The organism is Serratia oryzae (assembly GCF_001976145.1).
Taxonomy (GTDB): domain Bacteria; phylum Pseudomonadota; class Gammaproteobacteria; order Enterobacterales; family Enterobacteriaceae; genus Chania; species Chania oryzae.
Genome location: NZ_MOXD01000003.1, coordinates 110,210 through 128,327, shown reverse-complemented (window position 1 = coordinate 128,327; position 18,118 = coordinate 110,210). Strand labels below are relative to the sequence as shown.

17 protein-coding genes and 5 pseudogenes are annotated in these 18,118 nt (G+C 52.7%); 10 read left to right on the top strand and 12 right to left on the bottom strand.

Features of this window, described 5'->3' with window-relative positions:
- Window positions 1-57 precede the first annotated feature (57 nt).
- A pseudogene (locus BMI79_RS24105) lies at window positions 58-752 on the top strand (OmpA family protein); the annotation flags it as partial.
- Between the two features lie 81 nt (window positions 753-833).
- Window positions 834-1,025: a hypothetical protein gene (locus tag BMI79_RS24565; RefSeq protein WP_422066815.1), complete on the top strand. Its 192-nt coding sequence runs from the start codon at window positions 834-836 to the stop codon at window positions 1,023-1,025.
- Window positions 1,026-1,151: 126 nt separating this feature from the next.
- Here the strand turns inward: BMI79_RS24565 and BMI79_RS06565 are convergent.
- Window positions 1,152-1,460 (bottom strand): annotated as a pseudogene (locus BMI79_RS06565) (flagellar basal-body MS-ring/collar protein FliF); the annotation flags it as partial.
- Window positions 1,461-1,736: 276 nt separating this feature from the next.
- On the opposite strand from BMI79_RS06565, the gene fliE reads away from it, so the two are divergent.
- Window positions 1,737-2,033 carry a flagellar hook-basal body complex protein FliE gene (fliE, locus tag BMI79_RS06560; RefSeq protein ID WP_076941349.1) on the top strand — a complete coding sequence of 99 codons (297 nt, stop codon included), beginning with the start codon at window positions 1,737-1,739 and terminating at the stop codon, window positions 2,031-2,033.
- A gap of 1,238 nt (window positions 2,034-3,271) precedes the next feature.
- Here the strand turns inward: fliE and BMI79_RS24560 are convergent.
- The 5 genes and pseudogenes from BMI79_RS24560 to BMI79_RS06540 all read right to left on the bottom strand — a co-directional run.
- Complete coding sequence (locus tag BMI79_RS24560) at window positions 3,272-3,448, bottom strand: hypothetical protein (protein WP_158069106.1); 177 nt, start codon at window positions 3,446-3,448, stop codon at window positions 3,272-3,274.
- 213 nt (window positions 3,449-3,661) lie between these two features.
- Window positions 3,662-3,961 carry a hypothetical protein gene (locus tag BMI79_RS24555; protein WP_143555409.1) on the bottom strand — a complete coding sequence of 100 codons (300 nt, stop codon included), beginning with the start codon at window positions 3,959-3,961 and terminating at the stop codon, window positions 3,662-3,664.
- 377 nt (window positions 3,962-4,338) lie between these two features.
- Window positions 4,339-4,701 carry a flagella biosynthesis regulatory protein FliT gene (gene fliT / locus BMI79_RS06550; protein WP_076941347.1) on the bottom strand — a complete coding sequence of 121 codons (363 nt, stop codon included), beginning with the start codon at window positions 4,699-4,701 and terminating at the stop codon, window positions 4,339-4,341.
- Window positions 4,701-4,994 (bottom strand): annotated as a pseudogene (fliS, locus tag BMI79_RS06545) (flagellar export chaperone FliS); the annotation flags it as partial. The gene fliT and the pseudogene fliS, both read right to left, overlap by 1 nt.
- 1 nt (window position 4,995) lies before the next feature.
- A pseudogene (locus BMI79_RS06540) lies at window positions 4,996-5,166 on the bottom strand (flagellar cap protein FliD N-terminal domain-containing protein); the annotation flags it as partial.
- A gap of 488 nt (window positions 5,167-5,654) precedes the next feature.
- Between BMI79_RS06540 and fliA the strand changes: the two are divergent.
- The 6 genes and pseudogenes from fliA to tcyN form a co-directional block, all read left to right on the top strand.
- Window positions 5,655-5,790, top strand: a pseudogene (fliA, locus tag BMI79_RS23295) (RNA polymerase sigma factor FliA); the annotation flags it as partial.
- Window positions 5,791-5,810: 20 nt separating this feature from the next.
- The gene (gene fliZ / locus BMI79_RS06535) at window positions 5,811-6,323 is read left to right on the top strand and encodes a flagella biosynthesis regulatory protein FliZ (protein ID WP_076941346.1); all 513 of its coding nucleotides are present in this window, start codon (window positions 5,811-5,813) and stop codon (window positions 6,321-6,323) included.
- A 199-nt stretch (window positions 6,324-6,522) separates the two neighbouring features.
- Window positions 6,523-7,509, top strand: a complete 987-nt coding sequence (locus tag BMI79_RS06530) for a D-cysteine desulfhydrase (RefSeq protein WP_076941345.1) — start codon at window positions 6,523-6,525, stop codon at window positions 7,507-7,509.
- A 153-nt stretch (window positions 7,510-7,662) separates the two neighbouring features.
- Window positions 7,663-8,463 (top strand): cystine ABC transporter substrate-binding protein, encoded by an 801-nt coding sequence (gene tcyJ, locus BMI79_RS06525; protein ID WP_076941344.1) that lies wholly within the window; start codon window positions 7,663-7,665, stop codon window positions 8,461-8,463.
- Window positions 8,463-9,125 (top strand): cystine ABC transporter permease, encoded by a 663-nt coding sequence (tcyL, locus tag BMI79_RS06520; protein WP_076941343.1) that lies wholly within the window; start codon window positions 8,463-8,465, stop codon window positions 9,123-9,125. The genes tcyJ and tcyL overlap by 1 nt, the downstream gene beginning before the upstream one ends.
- A 3-nt stretch (window positions 9,126-9,128) precedes the next feature.
- Window positions 9,129-9,881, top strand: coding sequence for an L-cystine ABC transporter ATP-binding protein TcyN (tcyN, locus tag BMI79_RS06515; RefSeq protein WP_076941342.1), 753 nt, complete (start codon window positions 9,129-9,131; stop codon window positions 9,879-9,881).
- Between the two features lie 64 nt (window positions 9,882-9,945).
- On the opposite strand, the gene BMI79_RS06510 is transcribed toward tcyN, so the two are convergent.
- Window positions 9,946-10,881, bottom strand: coding sequence for an NAD(P)H-dependent flavin oxidoreductase (locus tag BMI79_RS06510; RefSeq protein ID WP_076941341.1), 936 nt, complete (start codon window positions 10,879-10,881; stop codon window positions 9,946-9,948).
- A 24-nt stretch (window positions 10,882-10,905) separates the two neighbouring features.
- Window positions 10,906-11,148, bottom strand: a complete 243-nt coding sequence (locus BMI79_RS06505) for a YdgH/BhsA/McbA family protein (RefSeq protein WP_076941340.1) — start codon at window positions 11,146-11,148, stop codon at window positions 10,906-10,908.
- 211 nt (window positions 11,149-11,359) lie between these two features.
- Here BMI79_RS06505 and BMI79_RS06500 point away from each other — a divergent pair, with 211 nt between their 5' ends.
- Window positions 11,360-11,989: a TetR/AcrR family transcriptional regulator gene (locus tag BMI79_RS06500; RefSeq protein ID WP_076941339.1), complete on the top strand. Its 630-nt coding sequence runs from the start codon at window positions 11,360-11,362 to the stop codon at window positions 11,987-11,989.
- Between the two features lie 33 nt (window positions 11,990-12,022).
- On the opposite strand, the gene BMI79_RS06495 is transcribed toward BMI79_RS06500, so the two are convergent.
- The 4 genes from BMI79_RS06495 to putA all read right to left on the bottom strand — a co-directional run bounded on the left by BMI79_RS06495 (window position 12,023) and on the right by putA (window position 17,998).
- Window positions 12,023-12,679 carry a DUF799 domain-containing protein gene (locus BMI79_RS06495; RefSeq protein WP_076941338.1) on the bottom strand — a complete coding sequence of 219 codons (657 nt, stop codon included), beginning with the start codon at window positions 12,677-12,679 and terminating at the stop codon, window positions 12,023-12,025.
- Window positions 12,676-13,035: a DUF4810 domain-containing protein gene (locus BMI79_RS06490; RefSeq protein WP_076941337.1), complete on the bottom strand. Its 360-nt coding sequence runs from the start codon at window positions 13,033-13,035 to the stop codon at window positions 12,676-12,678. Before BMI79_RS06490 ends, BMI79_RS06495 begins: the two co-directional genes overlap by 4 nt.
- Before the next feature lie 18 nt (window positions 13,036-13,053).
- A complete protein-coding gene (locus BMI79_RS06485; protein WP_076941336.1) occupies window positions 13,054-13,722 on the bottom strand; it encodes a CsgG/HfaB family protein in 669 nt (222 codons plus the stop codon).
- A gap of 307 nt (window positions 13,723-14,029) precedes the next feature.
- On the bottom strand, window positions 14,030-17,998 hold the full coding sequence (gene putA / locus BMI79_RS06480; RefSeq protein WP_076941335.1) for a trifunctional transcriptional regulator/proline dehydrogenase/L-glutamate gamma-semialdehyde dehydrogenase: 3,969 nt from the start codon (window positions 17,996-17,998) through the stop codon (window positions 14,030-14,032).
- Between the last annotated feature and the right edge of the window lie 120 nt (window positions 17,999-18,118).

The window sequence follows — 18,118 nt, the reverse complement described above, 5'->3', positions numbered from 1 at the left end:
GCAGGAGCCCGGCACACCGGGGCCATGGAGTGGCCCGTGCTGTGTTTATGTTATTCCTCTGCGCTGCTCCTAGGTGGCGGTGACGATCCCACTCAACAGGATGGATTGGTGAGTAAACAGGTGGACTCACCTGAAAAACGGGCGGAAGAGCTGCGGTTGAACAAGCTGCGCTATAAGCTGAATGAACTGATTGAGTCCGCTCCTCGCCTGAAGGCGCTGCGCCCGCATTTGCTGATCAACATGATGGACGAAGGGCTGCGTGTCCAAGTTATCGACAGCCAGAACCGGCCGATGTTTAAGTCCGGCAGTGCGCAGTGGAAAGCTATAGGCGCGATATCCTGCGAGCCATTGCTCCGGTGCTGAAGGACTTGCCGAACCGGATCAGCCTGGCGGGGCATATTGACGATCTGCCTTATGCCACAGGCGAACGCTATTACAGCAACTGGGAACTGTCAGCCAATCGCGCCAATGCCTCACGGCGAGAACTGATCGGTGGCGGTTTGGCGGAAGGAAAGGTGCCGCAGGTGCTCGGCATGGCGTCGACCATGAGCCTGAAGCAGCATGGTGCTGAAGACGCCATTAACCGGCGTATCACGATCCTGGTTTTGAACAAAGAAATCCAGCAGAGCATCGAACACGAAAATGTGGAGAGCAATGCGATGGAAATCGGCCAGCCTGAAGGCGTACTGCGGCAACTGGCTTTGGAAGCACAGCAGCAGGGTACGTCCGCAGCGGCTCTGGCCATAGCCCCCCCAATCGTGGAGTCAACTGCAGCGAGCGACGAGGGCGTGTGTATCTGCCTGAGCGGCCTGAAACCGAGCGAAATTCCGTTGATGCTGGAAGAACTGGGTAGTCTGGGGGAAGTCCAACATCCACAGCAGAGCGAAAATAGCCTGGAAGTCACGTTGCTGACCTCAGCCAGAGAAGAGGCGATCAGCGCAGTGTTGTGTTTTGTGCTGGAAATGGAACAGATTGCGTTCACCGCGCCCGCTCAGCGAAGCGCAGCCGGAAGCACCACCTGGTAGCGTACTCCTGACCATTGCGGCAGAAGCCCCGAAAGCCCGCGCCAAGGCGGGCGAATCCGGCAGCATTCGCGTGGCGGTAGAAAAGTCCGATCAACTGATCAATCTGTGCGGTGACCTGAGCACGTACGCTAGGCGCAAGCGGGTTTCGTGCACTTTCTCTGCCGGGAATAGCAGCGCAGAATCGTTCTCGGTAAATCGGTAGGGGATATTCATCTGCGATAGCTGCGTGATAATGGCCCCGCCGTCGCAACCGCTGAGATTGCTATACAGCACCTGATAATTCGGGCTTTTCGCCCATAACAGCAGCGCTACCACAATGGCGATTGTCGCAGAGGCGGCGATCGGCAGTGGCATTTTCGGGTTGGCACGCAGGCGGCTCCACATAGCCTGAAGGCCGCTATGCTGAGGTTCGCAGGCATTGGTCGAGGCATTCATGCTGGTCCCTTGCCTGGCCGATTCTCGGTATGATGGTTAGCGTTGTGTTGTGACAAAACTGGCTCCCTGATACACGGTTCTTTACGGGCGCACAAAAGGAATGGCCCCCTTTTTTGACATACCAATGTTTGCGCTCAAGGCCAAGAGTTGTGGCTCGATAAACCGGAATTTTTACAGCTAATTAAGGGCGTTAACCGGAAAATGCTGTGGTAGGTTGCACAACATCAGAGAAACATATGGCGTAAATGAAATGGGGTCCTATGACAATTTAAGGTATTGAAAGGGGGGCAGCAGTTGCAGGGCAGGGCGATACAGGCTGGCGGTGTGACACCCGGTAATTTGGCGCTGGATACCAGCTTTGCCAGTGAATTGAAGATTGCGCTCGGTAAAATCAGCTCCACCCAACAGAGCGCACGCCAGCAGGCGCAGGATTTCGCTTTAGGAGTGCCGGGAAGCAGCCTGAATGACGTGATGGTCGATTTGCAGAAATCGTCGGTTTCGCTGCAGTTAGGTATACAGGTGCGAAATAAGCTGGTAGCCGCTTATCAAGAGATTATGAGCATGCCGGTGTAGCCAAAAAGCGTCAAAAAAATACTAATTGAACAATAGTTAAACACATTCCCTGGTGCTCAAGTTATCAAGCGGTTGCAACCATAACTCAGCTTGTAACGCGAAAAAATGACGAATATCGCCTAGTTTGCATACTCTGGGCCGGTATCGTTCTACAAAACTGAGGGAACGATCAACAAAGTTTTTAAAATTTTGTTAAGGGGGATAATTGATGCCAATTTACTGATTAATAGATTAAAGAAACTCTGTGTCTTGAACGCCGCCGATGCTTCTTGCGCGAGACCCCAATTTTTTTCGCGTCAATGATATTAGAATGTTTCCTGAAGGAAAACACACACAAGGCCATCAGGGATGCCACCAAAAACTCCATCTTACTGCTCTCCATGATAATTGATTAGTGAATCTAATACTTGAGCGAATTGAGCTGGCTGTCAATTAAAATACCGGAAAATAATTGCATTCCTACTTTTTATAAGGATTTTTCTTAATTTTTGCTTCACCAATATGATGGTTGTTGTTATTTCAATTCGATATTAATATATATAATTCAACAGATTTTAATGAGAAAACATTAAATATACATATGTAATGAGATTGCCGGGAGAGGGGGCGCAGACTTTTTGCCAAGAGAATATGCGGTTTGTTACCACCATGTGGGTGTAAAGCCGTCTTGGCTGGGCCCGGAACACTGACGGATGCGAGATCGTCATCCCATAAATAGTATCCAAAAAGCACCTTTTTTCACAGATTATTCCTTGAGGAAATTCTTGTTGGTGAAACTGAGGAGGCTTTTAAGGGTTATTACCTGTCGAGCAGGCGCGTTATGGGTGGTTTTCTCTTTCTTCCACGCCAGCGTTCACACAACTCCGTTTCACGTCTCAGCGTCTTGGTGAGGTATTATTGGTAGATTTAACTTCCTTTCAATTATCTGCTAACGTTTATGCTTTAAATGAAATCATTTGAGGAGTATGAAAAAAGAATATGGGAAGATCATTTTTAGTAGATGAGAGCGTTTTTTAGGTGAGAGATGTTTGTTTTTATAAGTTTCGCAGCGCTATAGTTGGTAAGTGGAAAATGATTAAAAGTGCTTTTTAATATCTTAATGCAGGTAATATAATGAGTTCAAAAAGTGAGATGAGATGGCGTTTTTTTAGCTTTATTATGCTGATTGCGTTAATCATATTGACAATTTTATTGGTTAAATCCAGTTAAAATCCAGGGCCACCTACGGTGGCCACCCCTTAGATGCTTGGTCGACAAGTTGCAATTTTAGCTTCAGCCGCTGGAATCTTCTGCGGTTTACTCTGCAAGGCCAACAATGGGCGGAGCAATAACAAAGAAATACGTACATCGATCATCCGGTCGCGCAAGGTGATATTCTCTGCCGACAGTTTACGGCGCAGCATCACTTCACTCATCGACAAGCTCTGTGCCACTTTTGCGGCTGTCCAGATACTGTGCGGATCGGTGGCCAGACAGTGACGCACGCGTTGCGTTAGGCGTGTGATCTCGTTTGGTAAAAACGGATGCCCAGGTAGGCCAGCCAGAGCAGAATCTCAAGCATCTTATGACGAGTGATGACCAGTGGGAAAAGTGCGTCGAGCGCCAGAGCTTGGGCTGTTGCTTCGAAACTATGTAAAAATGCGCTTGGATAAGGTGCTTAACGCCAAGACGCCACTGAATGGTGCGGGCGGTGAGGGATCAACCGCACAAAACAGGGTACTGAACAGCAAAGGATCGTAAATCAGCAGTTGGCAACTGAAGGTGCCGTTATCCGCAGCGGTGTTGAGAATATCCACCGTCTGGCTGCTGTTGACGATCAGTAATTGACCGGCATGTGCTACCACATCCGCTTGTTGCCACCGCACGCGTGTCTGGCCTTGCGGTATCAGATACAGGTGAGTGTATTCAAAATAGAGGGACGTAAGCACCAGTCCAGAATGCTGAATTAGGTGTGCCGATGCCCCGATCCCGGGATTAAGATTAATTGTGCGTGCCATTGATATTCATTTCATAGTCATGATCTGAGAATATCTTTACGCTTTGCGTTGCGCGTCGGCAACATTTTTCCATCTGCCTTAGGTTACTATTCAGTAAAATATGGGGCACAAGTCAATTTCCTGTTGAACATAAAACATCCATATCGGGAGCAGAGTTATCCATAAAAAAGCCATGCGTGAATTTTTAGGTTCATGCACGATATGTCATTTGAGTTAATCAAGTGCACCATAGCGCTGTTATTATAAAGCAGGCTAATAATAGCATCTTGTATTATTTCTTGTTCAAAATAAATAATCGGGATTGAGACTCATCTGGACTGCGGCTCTCCTAATAACAGTGCCTGGTCATAGAATTGGCAGTAGGTGTTGTTAACGACATTTTGCTGTGTGGATTGCCCAATCAAGACTTTTAATTCATCCATGCGCAGTTGCAATAATCGTCTCAGCTCAGCTTCATTGTCCAAGATCCGCTGCAGCTTGTGGTGCAAAATCTCCTGCAGTACCGCAGATGAGCCGTTGGCAGCGACGAAGTTGCTGGTTTTTTCAACGGCGCAAAGGTAGGTCATTTCCAACTCAATCAGTGCATCCCATTGCTGGGATTGAGCCAGGGCGATCATTTGGTTACTCAGGTTGTAAATATGTTGATAGGTAGATAACAGTTGTTGTTCCATTACACGACGTCCTGTGCAGGTTGATAGTTCGGGCAAATTTGGCGCTCGGCGTCAGCAATGTTTTCCAGCAAATTGATGACTTCCTCAATAGCTGCCGTATCATTATGCAGATTGGCCTGCATCAAACGGCGTATTATATAGTCATACAGTGCGGCAAGGTTATCGGCAATTTTCCCTCCCTGTTCATGATTAAGCCCGTGCTTCAGGCCATTATCGATTATATTAATCGCCTTCGAGATGGCTTGCCCCTTGCCAACAATATTCCCTTGTTTCATCAGTAGCCGTGCGCGAAGCGAATTTTTCCAACGCCCCTTTCAAGGTGCCATATGCGGTCGGTTTAGCGTTATAGCTGGTTTGCTGAGTGGTATACGGCGTCGGGCGTAGTTGTTCTGCGTTGCTCAGTTTATCCAGCAAGTTATTAAGGTCCAACTCTGAACCGATGCCCAATGAACTAATCGATGCCATTCGTGATTCTCCTAGGGTCAATGACTCATTCTTGGCGTTATCGGCTACGCTAGTAGAAAAGTTTACGTAAAAATCTAAAAAGCGATGGCGCAGTAGAAGAGAGAAAAACAGCGTTATTTGCGCCATTGGCGAAAAGTAAAAAAGCAGCCCCCGTTAGCTATAAAACCGATGATGCAACGGGTGATCTGTACGCGATTGGTGCTGGTACCCAGTCTTAAAAAGTCACTATCGATAGTGCGATGGGAAAAGTAACCTCCATTGCTGGCACTGGCCAACCAGTCAACACAGAACGTGCTGAGCCTGCTGCGCTAATTTATTCGCTGGCAGATTTGGACGCAAAAGCCCCGAGCAGGTTGGCGGGGCTTTTTTACGTCTGTATCAGAAGACAAAGGGCAAATAAGGCGCATTTTGTACGGCTGTTCTGCCGATTGGCGCTTTGCTCCTTGCGGATAATAGCTATGACCCTCTTATTCGCAGGTTTAGACATAGTGAGCGATCTGTATACCGCCGAAGGCGTAAATAGATAAAAATTCTCTCTGGCATCGCTATGTACCGTTAGTACTCCACGAGGCGCTGCGCCTGCAAGTCAGGTTGCCCGCCAGCCTGCAGCCTTTCAACCTGATTACTGAAACGGATTGCACGATATGCCAAGAATAATACCATCCAAGAAACGGCCGCTTAGCCGCTACCTGAAAGATTATAAACACAGCCAGACCCACTGTTCTCAGTGTGGTAAAGTGCTTGATCGTATGGCACTGGTTTTCCGCGGGAAAATCATCAGCAAAGAAACCATTGCCCGTATGGATAAGTCGATTGATGAGCAGGTCTGGCTCAACGTACAAAGCGAACTGACGGCGCTATGCCGTTTCTGCAGCGAAATCGCTTATAACAGCGCTCCCAGCTACTTCGATATTATGGCGTTTAAACAGTATCTGTTTGAACAGACTGAGATGAATCACAGCACTATTCGGGAATACGTTGTGCGTCTGCGCCGGCTGGATGAAATGCTGGTGGCGCACAATTATCCTGCCGAGCAGTTTGCCGACGGAATTAGCCACCAGCGTATTATTGATGATGTTCCGTACGCGGCACACGCTAACTATCGTATTGCGCTACGTAAATACGATCAGTATCTGGCCTGGCAAAAAAGCTACTGACCTCCTATATCTAAACCCACCCTCTGATACCATAGGTGGGTTTTGGCGGCATTCATCTGTTACCTTGCTCATCCTTATTCCATTCTCGAGCGGTTCATTAGCCCATTATCTCCTGCCACGAATAAAGAGTGATTATTTAGAGCACATCTGATAAATCTATCACTTGGACGTCGTTATTTTTATTCCCTAGGGGGAAGTTGTGAATCTGCAACAGCAACTGGCGCAGTTCCCGCGCTTGGATTTTGTTGGCTCAGCCACACCGCTCGAAAAGTTATCTCGCCTTTCTGATTATCTCGGCCGCGACATTTACATCAAGCGTGACGATGTCACGCCGATGGCGATGGGCGGTAACAAACTGAGAAAATTGGAGTTTCTGGCTGCAGACGCCTTGCGCCTTGGTGCTGATACGCTGGTGACTGCCGGTGCTATCCAGTCAAACCACGTGCGCCAGACGGCCGCTGTAGCGGCCAAATTGGGCCTGCACTGCGTGGCGTTGTTGGAAAACCCTATCGATACTAAAGCGGAAAACTACCTCAGCAACGGTAACCGTCTGTTGCTCGATCTGTTCAACGTTGAGGTGGTGATGTGTGATGCCTTGCACGATCCGCAGACGCAGTTGGCAGATTTGGCTACGCGCCTGGAAGCACAAGGGTTCCGGCCTTATGTGGTGCCGGTTGGCGGTTCTAACGCTCTGGGGGCACTGGGTTATGTGCAATGTGCATTGGAAATTGCTGCGCAGAGCAGCGATATCGCTTTCAGTTCTGTCGTCGTGGCTTCTGGCAGTGCTGGAACCCACGCCGGTTTAGCCGTTGGCCTGCAGCAGTTGCTGCCAGACAGCGAGCTGATTGGCGTGACCGTTTCACGCACCGTGATCGATCAGTTGCCGAAGGTTGAGCAAATTCAGCAAGCGCTGGCCTGTTCTCTAGGCATTGAGGCATTGGCGCCGATCGCTTTGTGGGACGACTATTTTGCGCCGCAATACGGCATGCCGAATGATGAAGGCATGGCGGCGGTGCAACTGCTGGCGCAACAGGAAGGGGTGCTGCTCGATCCGGTTTATACCGGCAAAGCCATGGCGGGCCTGATTGACGGCATCGCCCAGAAACGTTTCCGCGACGAAGGCCCGATCCTGTTCATTCACACCGGCGGGGCTCCGGCGCTGTTTGCTTATCATCCACAGGTGTGAGATGAGCTATACCTCATAGGGGTATATCCGTTTTACGCGGAATGTTGATATATTCCACTTTGAACTATATTTATTAATTTATATTCCTTTATGCAGTCGAAATGACTGTTAAAGTCCTGATATCAAAAAAGATAAACAACAGATGGGGTGTCTATGGTCTTTTCTAAAATTCGTCGTCAATGCCTGTTGGGTGTGATGGCCGTTGCGTTGGTCACCGGGTTGAACGTGAAAACCTATGCGGCTGATAACCTGCTCGATCAGGTCAAACAACGCGGTACGCTGATTGTTGGGCTGGAAGGGACTTACCCGCCATTCAGCTTCCAGGGGGAAGACGGCAAACTCACCGGCTTCGAAGTGGATTTCGCCAATGCGCTTGCTGAGCGCTTGGGCGTGAAGGCCAAGCTGAACCCAACCAAATGGGACGGCATGCTGGCTTCGCTGGAGTCCAAACGTATCGACGTGGTGATCAACCAGGTCACCATCTCCGACGAGCGTAAGAAAAAATATGACTTCTCAACGCCTTATACCGTTTCGGGTATTCAGGCGCTGGTGAAGAAAGGCAACGAAGGCACGATCGCCAAGGCTGACGATCTGAAAGGCAAAAAGGTCGGGGTTGGGCTGGGTACCAACTACGAGCAATGGCTGCGTGAAAATGTGCAGGGTGTTGACGTGCGCACCTACGATGATGACCCAACCAAATATCAGGATCTGCGCGTAGGCCGTATTGACGCCATTCTGGTCGATCGCCTGGCTGCGCTGGATCTGGTGAAGAAAACCGGCGATACGCTAGCGGTTGCCGGTTCCGCTTTCTCCCGCCAGGAAGCGGGTGTTGCGGTGCGTAAAAACAATCCGGAACTGCTGGCTGCCATCAATCAGGCGATTGCTGAGATGCAGAAAGACGGAACGTTGGCAAAGCTCTCTGAAAAATGGTTTGGCGCGGACGTAACTAAATAATGCATGAGAGTATCCAACTGGCGCTGGATTCAGCGCCATTTTTATTAAAGGGTGCTCTGTTGACTCTCCAGCTTAGCTTGGGGGGCATGGCACTGGGGTTAATGCTTGGTTTTCTGTTGGCGCTGATGCGCCTTTCGCCATTGTGGCCGGTATCCTGGTTATCCCGCATTTATGTCTCGCTATTCCGTGGCACTCCGCTGATCGCACAACTGTTTATGATCTATTACGGTCTGCCGCAGTTTGGCATTGAGCTGGATCCGTTCCCTGCGGCGCTGATTGGCCTTTCACTGAATACTGCGGCGTATACTTCGGAAACCCTGCGTGCGGCGATCTCGTCGATTGACAAAGGGCAATGGGAAGCCGCAGCCAGTATCGGCATGACGCCATGGCAGACAATGCGCCGGGTGATTCTGCCACAGGCGGCACGCACCGCGTTACCGCCGCTCGGCAACAGCTTTATCGGGCTGGTCAAGGATACATCGCTGGCTGCGACCATCCAGGTGCCAGAACTGTTCCGGCAGGCGCAGTTGATTACCTCACGCACGCTGGAGGTGTTTGCTATGTATCTGGCGGCATCGCTGATCTACTGGGTGATGGCAACCTTGCTTTCTGCGCTGCAAAATCGCCTGGAAGCGCACGTTAACCGTCAGGATCAGGAGTAACCGATGAGTGCCATTGAAGTAAAACAGTTGGTCAAACAGTTCAAAGGGAACACGGTGCTGCACGGTATCGATCTCGAGGTGAACTCCGGCGAGGTGGTGGCGATTATCGGGCCAAGTGGTTCTGGCAAAACCACCTTGCTGCGCAGTATCAACCTGCTGGAAGTGCCTGAATCAGGCACCATCCGCGTAGGGGATATCGAGATTGACGGTGCGCGCCCGCTGAGCAAGCAGAAGCAGCAGGTGCGTGCTCTGCGCCAGCAGGTGGGGTTTGTTTTCCAGAGCTTTAATCTGTTTCCGCACCGTTCGGTGTTGGAAAACATTATTGAAGGGCCGGTGATCGTCAAAGGTGAGGCGAAAGCCAGTGCAGAAGAACGTGCCCGCGCACTGTTGGCGAAGGTGGGGCTGAGTGGCAAAGAGCAGGCTTACCCCAAGCGTCTTTCTGGTGGCCAGCAGCAGCGCGTGGCGATTGCTCGCGCGCTGGCGATGCAACCGGCGGTGATTTTGTTTGATGAACCGACCTCGGCGCTCGATCCCGAACTGGTAGGCGAGGTGCTCAACACCATCCGCGCTCTGGCAGAAGAGAAACGCACCATGGTGATTGTGACGCATGAAATGAGCTTTGCCCGTGATGTTGCCGATCGCGCCATCTTTATGGATCATGGCCGCATTGTGGAGCAGGGGCCGGCGAAAGAGCTGTTCGCCAACCCGCAGCATCAGCGCACTAAACAGTTTCTGGATAAGTTTCTGAATCAATAGCCAGTGGTTTTAATCTGGTGGGAAATGAAGCGCCCCCTTCCTGATGGTTGGGGGCGTTTTGCTGCTAATTAAAAGCGTAAGAAAGCTCACAGACAACGTCTTTTGCACTGCTGATCTTTTCAATACCTCCCGCTGATTCGGAAACGGTGATCACGCCGTGCTGGTGATCGCCGTCCAGCATGCCTGTTTTGATAATGCCGACCTCACTGTCTCCTCGCCCAGCGCGGATGCTTTCGGTGACGATGACTCGTACGTCTCCTGCCGGAGTATTAATCTCGATCAGCTCCTCAGACAAAACGTTAACGATCGCCTCTTTGGTGTTGAGGCTGGCCGGTGATTCAAAGGTGGTAATAAAACGCGTGCCCACGTATACCCCCGCAGCCCCCATGGCCGTGGCGGCCTTTGCCGTTTTCTGGTTATAGATGCCACCGGCGGCAATCACTGGGATCTTGACCACATCGGTGACCTGGGGCAACAGGGCCAAAGTACTGATGCGGTGTTCGCTCAGGTGCCCTCCGGCCTCGTGTCCGGTGATGATAATCGCATCCACTCCCATTTTTTCTGCCAGTATCGAGTTTTCAACCGTCGGTGAAATTTCGCGGTGAATCACGATCACGCCAGCGTCTTTTAGCCTGCGAATGTATTTCTTGCCTTTGGTGACATCTTTGCCGCTGGTAATGACGATATTGATCTTTTCCTGCAGGATCACTTCCAGTAAGGGTTCGGCATATTTAAAGCTGATCTCGACGCCTTCAATCGGCAGCAGGTAGTTAACGGCAAAGGGTTTATCCGTTAATGCCCGGGTTTTAATGATTTCCTGCCGAAAATCCTCGGCGGTTTTAGCGATCCCGCCATCAGCCCTTTTGCGCCCGGCATTTGGGCCCAATACTCCTAATCCTCCTGCGTTAGATACCGCAGCGGCAAGTTCAGCTGAGTTTAACCACACCATAGAAGCTTGAATTACCGGTGTATCAATCCCTAATAAGGCTTGTAGTCTCATAATGTCATTCCTTACTAAGCGTAATCAGCGGTAAATCACTGCGCTGGCATGCAGTTTGTTCTTGCCGGAGACAGAAATAATTCTGTAGTGGCTGGCGCTTTTCACTTTCGCCTGTTCCGCAATGCCTTTTTCAGCCTCGGCCAGCGTTGTCATGGCCGAAACTGTCACGCTACCCATTGGATGCAGGTTTGGCTGTTGGGTGGGTTGTGCCGCCAGTGCTGATACCGAGAACAGGCAAGCGGCAACGGTAATGGTAATTTTTTTCATAGCAAGAGTCCTTTTGATAATTAAAACAGCAAGATGTGTTATCTTGATATTTTCGTAACGTTTGTTATTTAAACCCTACGCGAAGAATTTAACCTGTGCAATAGTTTTTTGTAATGATCATTATTTTAATGTAAGGTGGCGATTATCTTCAGCACTAGACTTTATAATGATCGTTCCATAAATTTGGCAGGGCAGGTTGGGAACCGTGGACATGAGTAAAAATCAAAAAGAGGTAACCGTGCGCGGCAGGCCGAAAAAATTTGACCGCGACAGCGTGCTGGAAAAGGCGATGAACCTGTTCTGGCGTTTTGGCTATGAACCTACATCGATGTCTGAATTGATTGATGGCACCGGAATCAAGCCTTCTTCGCTGTATGCGGAGTTTGGTAGCAAGGAGGGGCTATTCTGCGCGGCGGTGGAAAAGTATCTGGCGACTTACGGTCAGGCCAGGGATGCGATCCTCGATCAGGATGAACTGCCCTTACCGCAGGTGATTGAACAACTGCTGCGCACAAGCGCTGAATGGTTCACCGATGCCGCAACGCCTTCCGGCTGCTTTATGGTGGCGGCCACCTTTGGTATGTCTGCCGCAGATGATGCGTTATTCAACCAGCTTAGCCAACAGCGTAATTCCGCGGAACAAAAGGTCATTGAGTGTCTCGAACGCCGCGTTGGTAAAGGGGAACTGCCTGGTAACACCCATTGTGCGTTATTAGGGAAGTATCTCGTGAGCGTTATTCAGGGCATGTCGGTGCAGGCGCGTAATGGCGCAACCCGCGACGAGCTTTTCGGGCTGGTGGACATTTTTATGCGTCAGTGGCAAGCGATTTCAATGGCTTAAATCAGGCAGCCTTGCGGCTGCCTGAGATGTTGATTAACGCTGACCTGCGTATTTAGGTGAGCGTGGGCCATACAGGATGGCACCATCTTCCCCGGCGGAAAGGAGACGCGTATTGGCAATCGCACCAATATCGAAGCCTTTGTCGCTGATGGTATCTACAACTTGGTTTATCGCCGCAGTAACCAGTATCCCGACGAGACCACCACCCGAATTGCTGTTGTTCTCGTTGCTGGAGGCAGTGGCGCTGCCCGCCCACAACTGCTTACCCGTGCGCAGATCGACCAGTTTGGCATTCACGGTAACGCGGGTTTCACTGCCGATCACGATATAGCTGGTGCCATATTGGGTGACATCCAGATACAGCACGGCGTCAGCACCGAAGATCTTATGCAGCTTCTGAGTACTGACCGCGCGGATATCGTTGGCATTGGTCAACCCATTCTGCTGGAAAGTTTCTTCCACCACGGCGACCGGCAGCACGTAGTAACCCGCTTCTGCCAGCGGTAAGGTCGCGGTAGACAGCACACTGTGGCTGGCTTTGACGTCAGGAGACTGGCTGGTTGGCGGCAAAACCAGGATCGATTTTGGCTTGCTTGCGTGGAAGGCGGTGTAATCATAAGCGGGTTTCTTGGCGCAACCCGCCAGCAGCAGTACTGCAACCGCAGCCAAAAGACCTAATGCACGTTTCATTTGAAACTCCCTTTATCTTTGCTCATCAGGAAATCCATGAACGGCACTGATTCCGGGAACAGGGATTTTTCAGTGTTGAATTCAGCCATCGCCAATTCGGTGCGCCCGGTTTTAACGTACAGCATACCGAGATGAGCATGTAACCCTGGTGGAACGGCTTGGCCTTTCGCACGGGATTTTTCGAGGCTTTCTTTTAACGCGGCGATCTGCTCTTCCGGGCTAGAAGCGTCCTGCTGATAATATTGGTATACCGTTTTCTGGTAACCATCCCAGTTGTAAAGAGGTTTTTGTGGCGTAGCACAGCCGCCTAACAGAGTTGCTGCCAGCAGCACGCCGCCCATTTTTTTAGTCATCATTATTGTTTTTATAATCCGTTAGTTAGTTGGGCGCCACGCACCACTTTCGATCCCTGCAACCAGGTTGTTAACCGCTTCGCGCACGGCCAGATCCAGCACTTTGCCGTTCAGGGTTGAGTCGTAACTTGCCGTGCCACCAAAACCGATCACTTCGCGGTTCGACAGGGTGTATTCCCCTGCGCCCTGGCTGGAGTAAACGACTTCAGAAGTTTGCACGTTAACCACGTTCAGGTTGACTTTGGCATAGGCGACCTGTGATTTACCGCGGCCCAGAATGCCCCACAGTTGCTGATCGCCCACTTCCTTGCGACCGAACTCGGTAACATCACCGGTGATCACATAGTTTGCGCCTTTCAGGGTTTGCTGTTGGCCCTTGATACCCGCTTCGGCTTTCAGCTCATCCATATTGGCGCGATCCAGCACGTTGAAACGGCCAGTCTGCTGCAGGTGGGTGATCAGGATGGTTTTTGACTGGTTACCCAAGCGGTCAACGCCATCGGAGAACACCCCATTCATATAGCTGGAACGGTTATCAAATTTGCCGACGGCGATCGGGCTACGCACGCCTTGATACGCCGTATTGTAGGAGGCAACCTTTGGCACCTCGAGCGAACGCGAAGATTCGGTAGCACAACCCGCCAAGAGGGTGGTGAAGGTAATAGAACAAACAATGAGTGATTTTTTCATCGAAATGAAATCTCTCCATGATGACGAATTCGGGAAATAACCTTCATGTATAATTACAGGATGGGTATTTAGCTAATGTATATTTAAGTGAAGTATCGGAGTACTTATATCAGTGAGATAGATTCACGCCGCGTATCCTAACAGAAAGATGTTTCTTAAAGGATAAGGCTGCTCACTTTACTTAAGATTTTTACCCTATGGCGGGATAAATATCTTTTAAAAATCCCCAGTCACTCAGTTTGCTGAGCTTCTGGGGATTTCTATTTATTCATCCTGAAAATTAATGACGCTGCTTTATTTGCACAGGTTAGCCAATCGTCATCAGGCTGGCGTTACCCCCTGCGGCGGCAGTGTTGACGCTCAATGAACGTTCAATTAGCAGGCGCTCGAGCAGAATATGGGTTTCACCGCGGGCGAAGCCCTGCACCGAGACAATGGCACCGCTGCGCTGAGCGATGTGCTCGCACAGGGTGCGTAGCTGATCGGCATCGCCGTGGTAGATCGCGGCATCAAACGCCACCTTATCCTGCTGCCAGTCTTTGCTGAAGCTGATACGTGCCTGCACGGCGGCGGGCAGGCGGCGGAACAGCGCGCGCTGCAACTCCGCTTCCGGCCACAGCACCTGGCTGCCCACGGCCAACACTGCCGCCAACTGAGCCAGCGCATCGGCATCGTTATCGGCCAGGCACAGCACGCGTTCACGTGGTAGCAGGGCGTAAGTATTGCGTTCCCCGGTCGGCCCCGGCAGCGGCCGCACGATCCCACCTTGGCCCAGTTCGGCATACTGTTGCGCCAGCGCTGCCAGGTCATGCTGCTTTTCGGCCACGGCCCACTGCTCCAGTGCCTGATGCGGTGCCAGCAAAGCCGGGCGCGCCGTTGCTTCCTGCGGGCGTTCGCTATCTTGGCGATTCAGGGTGCGTTGCACCGCATCCATTGGGCGGCTAGCGAGCAGACGGTACAGATAGAGCGGCCCACCGGCTTTCGGACCGGTGCCGGACAGGCCTTCGCCACCAAACGGTTGTACGCCGACCACCGCGCCGACCATATTACGGTTAACGTATAGGTTGCCGACCTTGGCGCTGCCGGTGACGCGGGCGATGGTTTCATCGATACGCGTGTGAATGCCTAACGTCAGGCCATAGCCAGCGGCGTTGATCTGCTCGACCAGTTTATCCAGATTTGCGCGCTGATAACGCACCACGTGCAGCACTGGGCCAAAGATCTCTTTCTGCAGCTCATCGAAGCTGTCCAGTTCGATCAGCGTGGGTTTGATGAAGGTGCCGCGTGCCCACTCTTTCTCGTCCTGCCCGGTGCCTTTGGCTGCCTGATAAACCTTACGGCCTTTGGCGCGCATGGCTTGAATATGGCGCTCAATACCGGTCTTGGCTTCAATATCGATGACCGGGCCAATGTCAGTCGACAGGCGTTCCGGGTTACCCATCCGGCATTCGGCCATGGCTCCGCGCAGCATTTGCAGCGTGTGTTCCGCCACATCTTCCTGAATACACAAAATGCGCAGTGCAGAGCAGCGCTGGCCCGCGCTGTCGAAGGCCGAAGCCACCACGTCGGTTACCACCTGCTCGGTCAGTGCGGAAGAGTCGACGATCATGGCGTTCAGGCCACCGGTTTCGGCGATCAACGGCGTTGGACGGCCTTGCGGATCCAGGCGGCCAGCGATACTGCGTTGCAGAATACCAGCGACTTCGGTAGAGCCGGTGAACATCACGCCGCGCACGCGGGCGTCGTTGACCAATACCGATCCCACGGTTTCACCCTGGCCTGGCAGCAACTGCAAGACACCCTGCGGTATCCCGGCCTCCAGCAGGATCCGCACCGCCTGCGCGGCCACCAGCGGCGTTTGCTCCGCCGGTTTGGCCAGCACGCTGTTGCCTGCGGCGAGCGCGGCAGCAACCTGGCCGGTGAAGATCGCCAGCGGGAAGTTCCACGGGCTGATGCACACCACCGGGCCGAGCGGGCGATGGCTGTCGTTGGCAAAGTCGTCACGCACCTGTCCAGCGTAGTAGTACAGGAAATCAACCGCCTCACGCACTTCGGCGATGGCGTTGCTGAACGTTTTGCCCGCTTCACGCACCAGAATGCCCAGCAGGCTTTGCAACTGGCCCTCCATCAGTTCAGCCGCTCGCTCCAGAATGGCCGCGCGTTCAGCAGGAGGGGTGGCAAACCAGATTGGCCCGGCGGCGGCCGCGGCGTCCAGCGCCCGGTTGACTTCGCCTGCGGTGGCTTCACGCACGTAACCGACGATATCCCCCGGTTCTGCTGGGTTGAGCACCGGTTGTTGCACGCCCTGATCCAGCGCGGCATCGATAATAGGTTCGGCGCGCCATGGCTGTGCGGCACTGGTGAGCAGCGCGCTGGATAGCGAGGCCAGGCGATGTTCGTTGGCGAGATCCAACCCGTTGGAGTTGACGCGTTTGTTGCCGTATAGCTCACGCGGCAACGGAATGCGTGGATGCGGCAGGCCGATCTGGCCTTCGCTGGCCGCCAGCGCTTCAACGGCGCTGACCGGATCGGCCACCAGTTCATCCAACGGCAGTGTGGCATCGGCGATACGGTTAACAAATGAGGTGTTAGCCCCGTTTTCCAGCAGGCGACGCACCAGATAAGCCAGCAGGGTTTCATGCGTGCCTACCGGGGCGTATATGCGGCAAGGGCGGTTCAGTTTGCCGTCGGCCACTTTGCCAACCACCTGTTCGTACAGCGGTTCACCCATGCCGTGCAGGCACTGGAACTCATACTGGCCCGGATAGTAATTATTACCTGCCAGATGATAGATGGCGCTCAGGGTGTGGGCGTTGTGGGTGGCAAACTGCGGGTAGATCAGGTTCGGCACGGCCAGCAGCTTACGGGCGCAGGCCAGATAGGAAACGTCGGTATATACCTTGCGGGTATAAACCGGGTAGCCTTCCAGGCCGTCCATCTGGGCGCGTTTGATCTCGCTGTCCCAGTATGCGCCTTTCACCAGACGGATCATCAGGCGACGACGGCTGCGGCTTGCCATATCAATCACCGCATCAATGGCAAACGGGCAGCGCTTCTGATAAGCCTGGATCACGAAGCCAATGCCGTTCCAGCCCGCCAACTGCGGCTCAAAGCACAGCTTTTCCAGCAGATCGAGTGAGATCTCCAGCCGATCGGCTTCTTCGGCGTCAATGTTGATGCCGATATCATACTGGCGTGCCTGTAATGTCAGCGACAGCAGGCGCGGATACAGCTCGTCCATTACGCGATCGTACTGTGCCCGGCTGTAGCGCGGGTGCAGGGCTGAAAGCTTGATCGAGATTCCTGGGCCTTCATAGATGCCGCGGCCGTTAGAGGCTTTGCCGATGGCGTGGATCGCCTGCTGATAGGATACCAGATACGCTTGCGCGTCGGCTTCGGTCAGCGCCGCTTCGCCCAGCATGTCGTAAGAATAGCGGAACCCTTTATCTTCCAGCTTGCGGGCGTTGGCCAGCGCTTCAGCGATGGTTTCACCGGTGACAAACTGCTCGCCCATCAGGCGCATGGCCATATCCACGCCTTTGCGGATCAACGGTTCACCGCTTTTACCGATAATGCGGTTCAGTGAACTCGACAGGTTGGCTTCGTTGTGGGTAGACACCAGCTTACCGGTGAATAACAGCCCCCAGGTTGCCGCGTTGACGAACAGCGATGGGCTGCGGCCAAGGTGCGAATGCCAGTTGCCGTTGCTGATTTTGTCGCGGATCAACGCATCGCGCGTCGGTTTGTCTGGGATACGCAGCAGCGCTTCCGCCAGGCACATCAATGCCACGCCTTCCTGTGAAGAGAGGGAGAACTCCTGCAGCAACCCTTGCACCATACCGGCGCGGCCGTTGGCACTCTTTTGGTTACGCAACTTCTCGGCAATGCCATACGCCAGCTTGTGGGTCGCCTGGGCCAGATCGGCTGGCAGACGCGCCTGTTCCAGCAGCATCGGCACCGCTTCGGTTTCCGGGCGGCGGTAGGCGGCGGTAATGGCGGCGCGGGTGACGGACTGCGGCAGGATCTGTTCGGCAAAATCCAAGAATGGCTGGTGGGACTCTTCATGGGTTTGCGGCATAATGTCGTCCGCTTCGGCCAGCCCGGCGGCGAGCGCAGGCAGTTCGGGAAGATCGGAACCGCTTTCGAGACGCTCGAGGTAATTAAAAATGGCTTGCTTGATTAGCCAGTGCGGCGTGCGGTCGATGCGCTGTGCCGCGCTTTTAATCCGGTCACGTGTGGCTTCATCAAGCTTCACGCCCATAGTGGTAGTGCCCATGCCAGTCCAACTCCTGTGTTTAGAACCTATCCCATCAGGCATACAGAGCGCGCGCAGATAAGCCTGCTGGGATAGGTTCGTAGCTAGGTTGTGTTATTAATGCGGACAATATCCAGCATG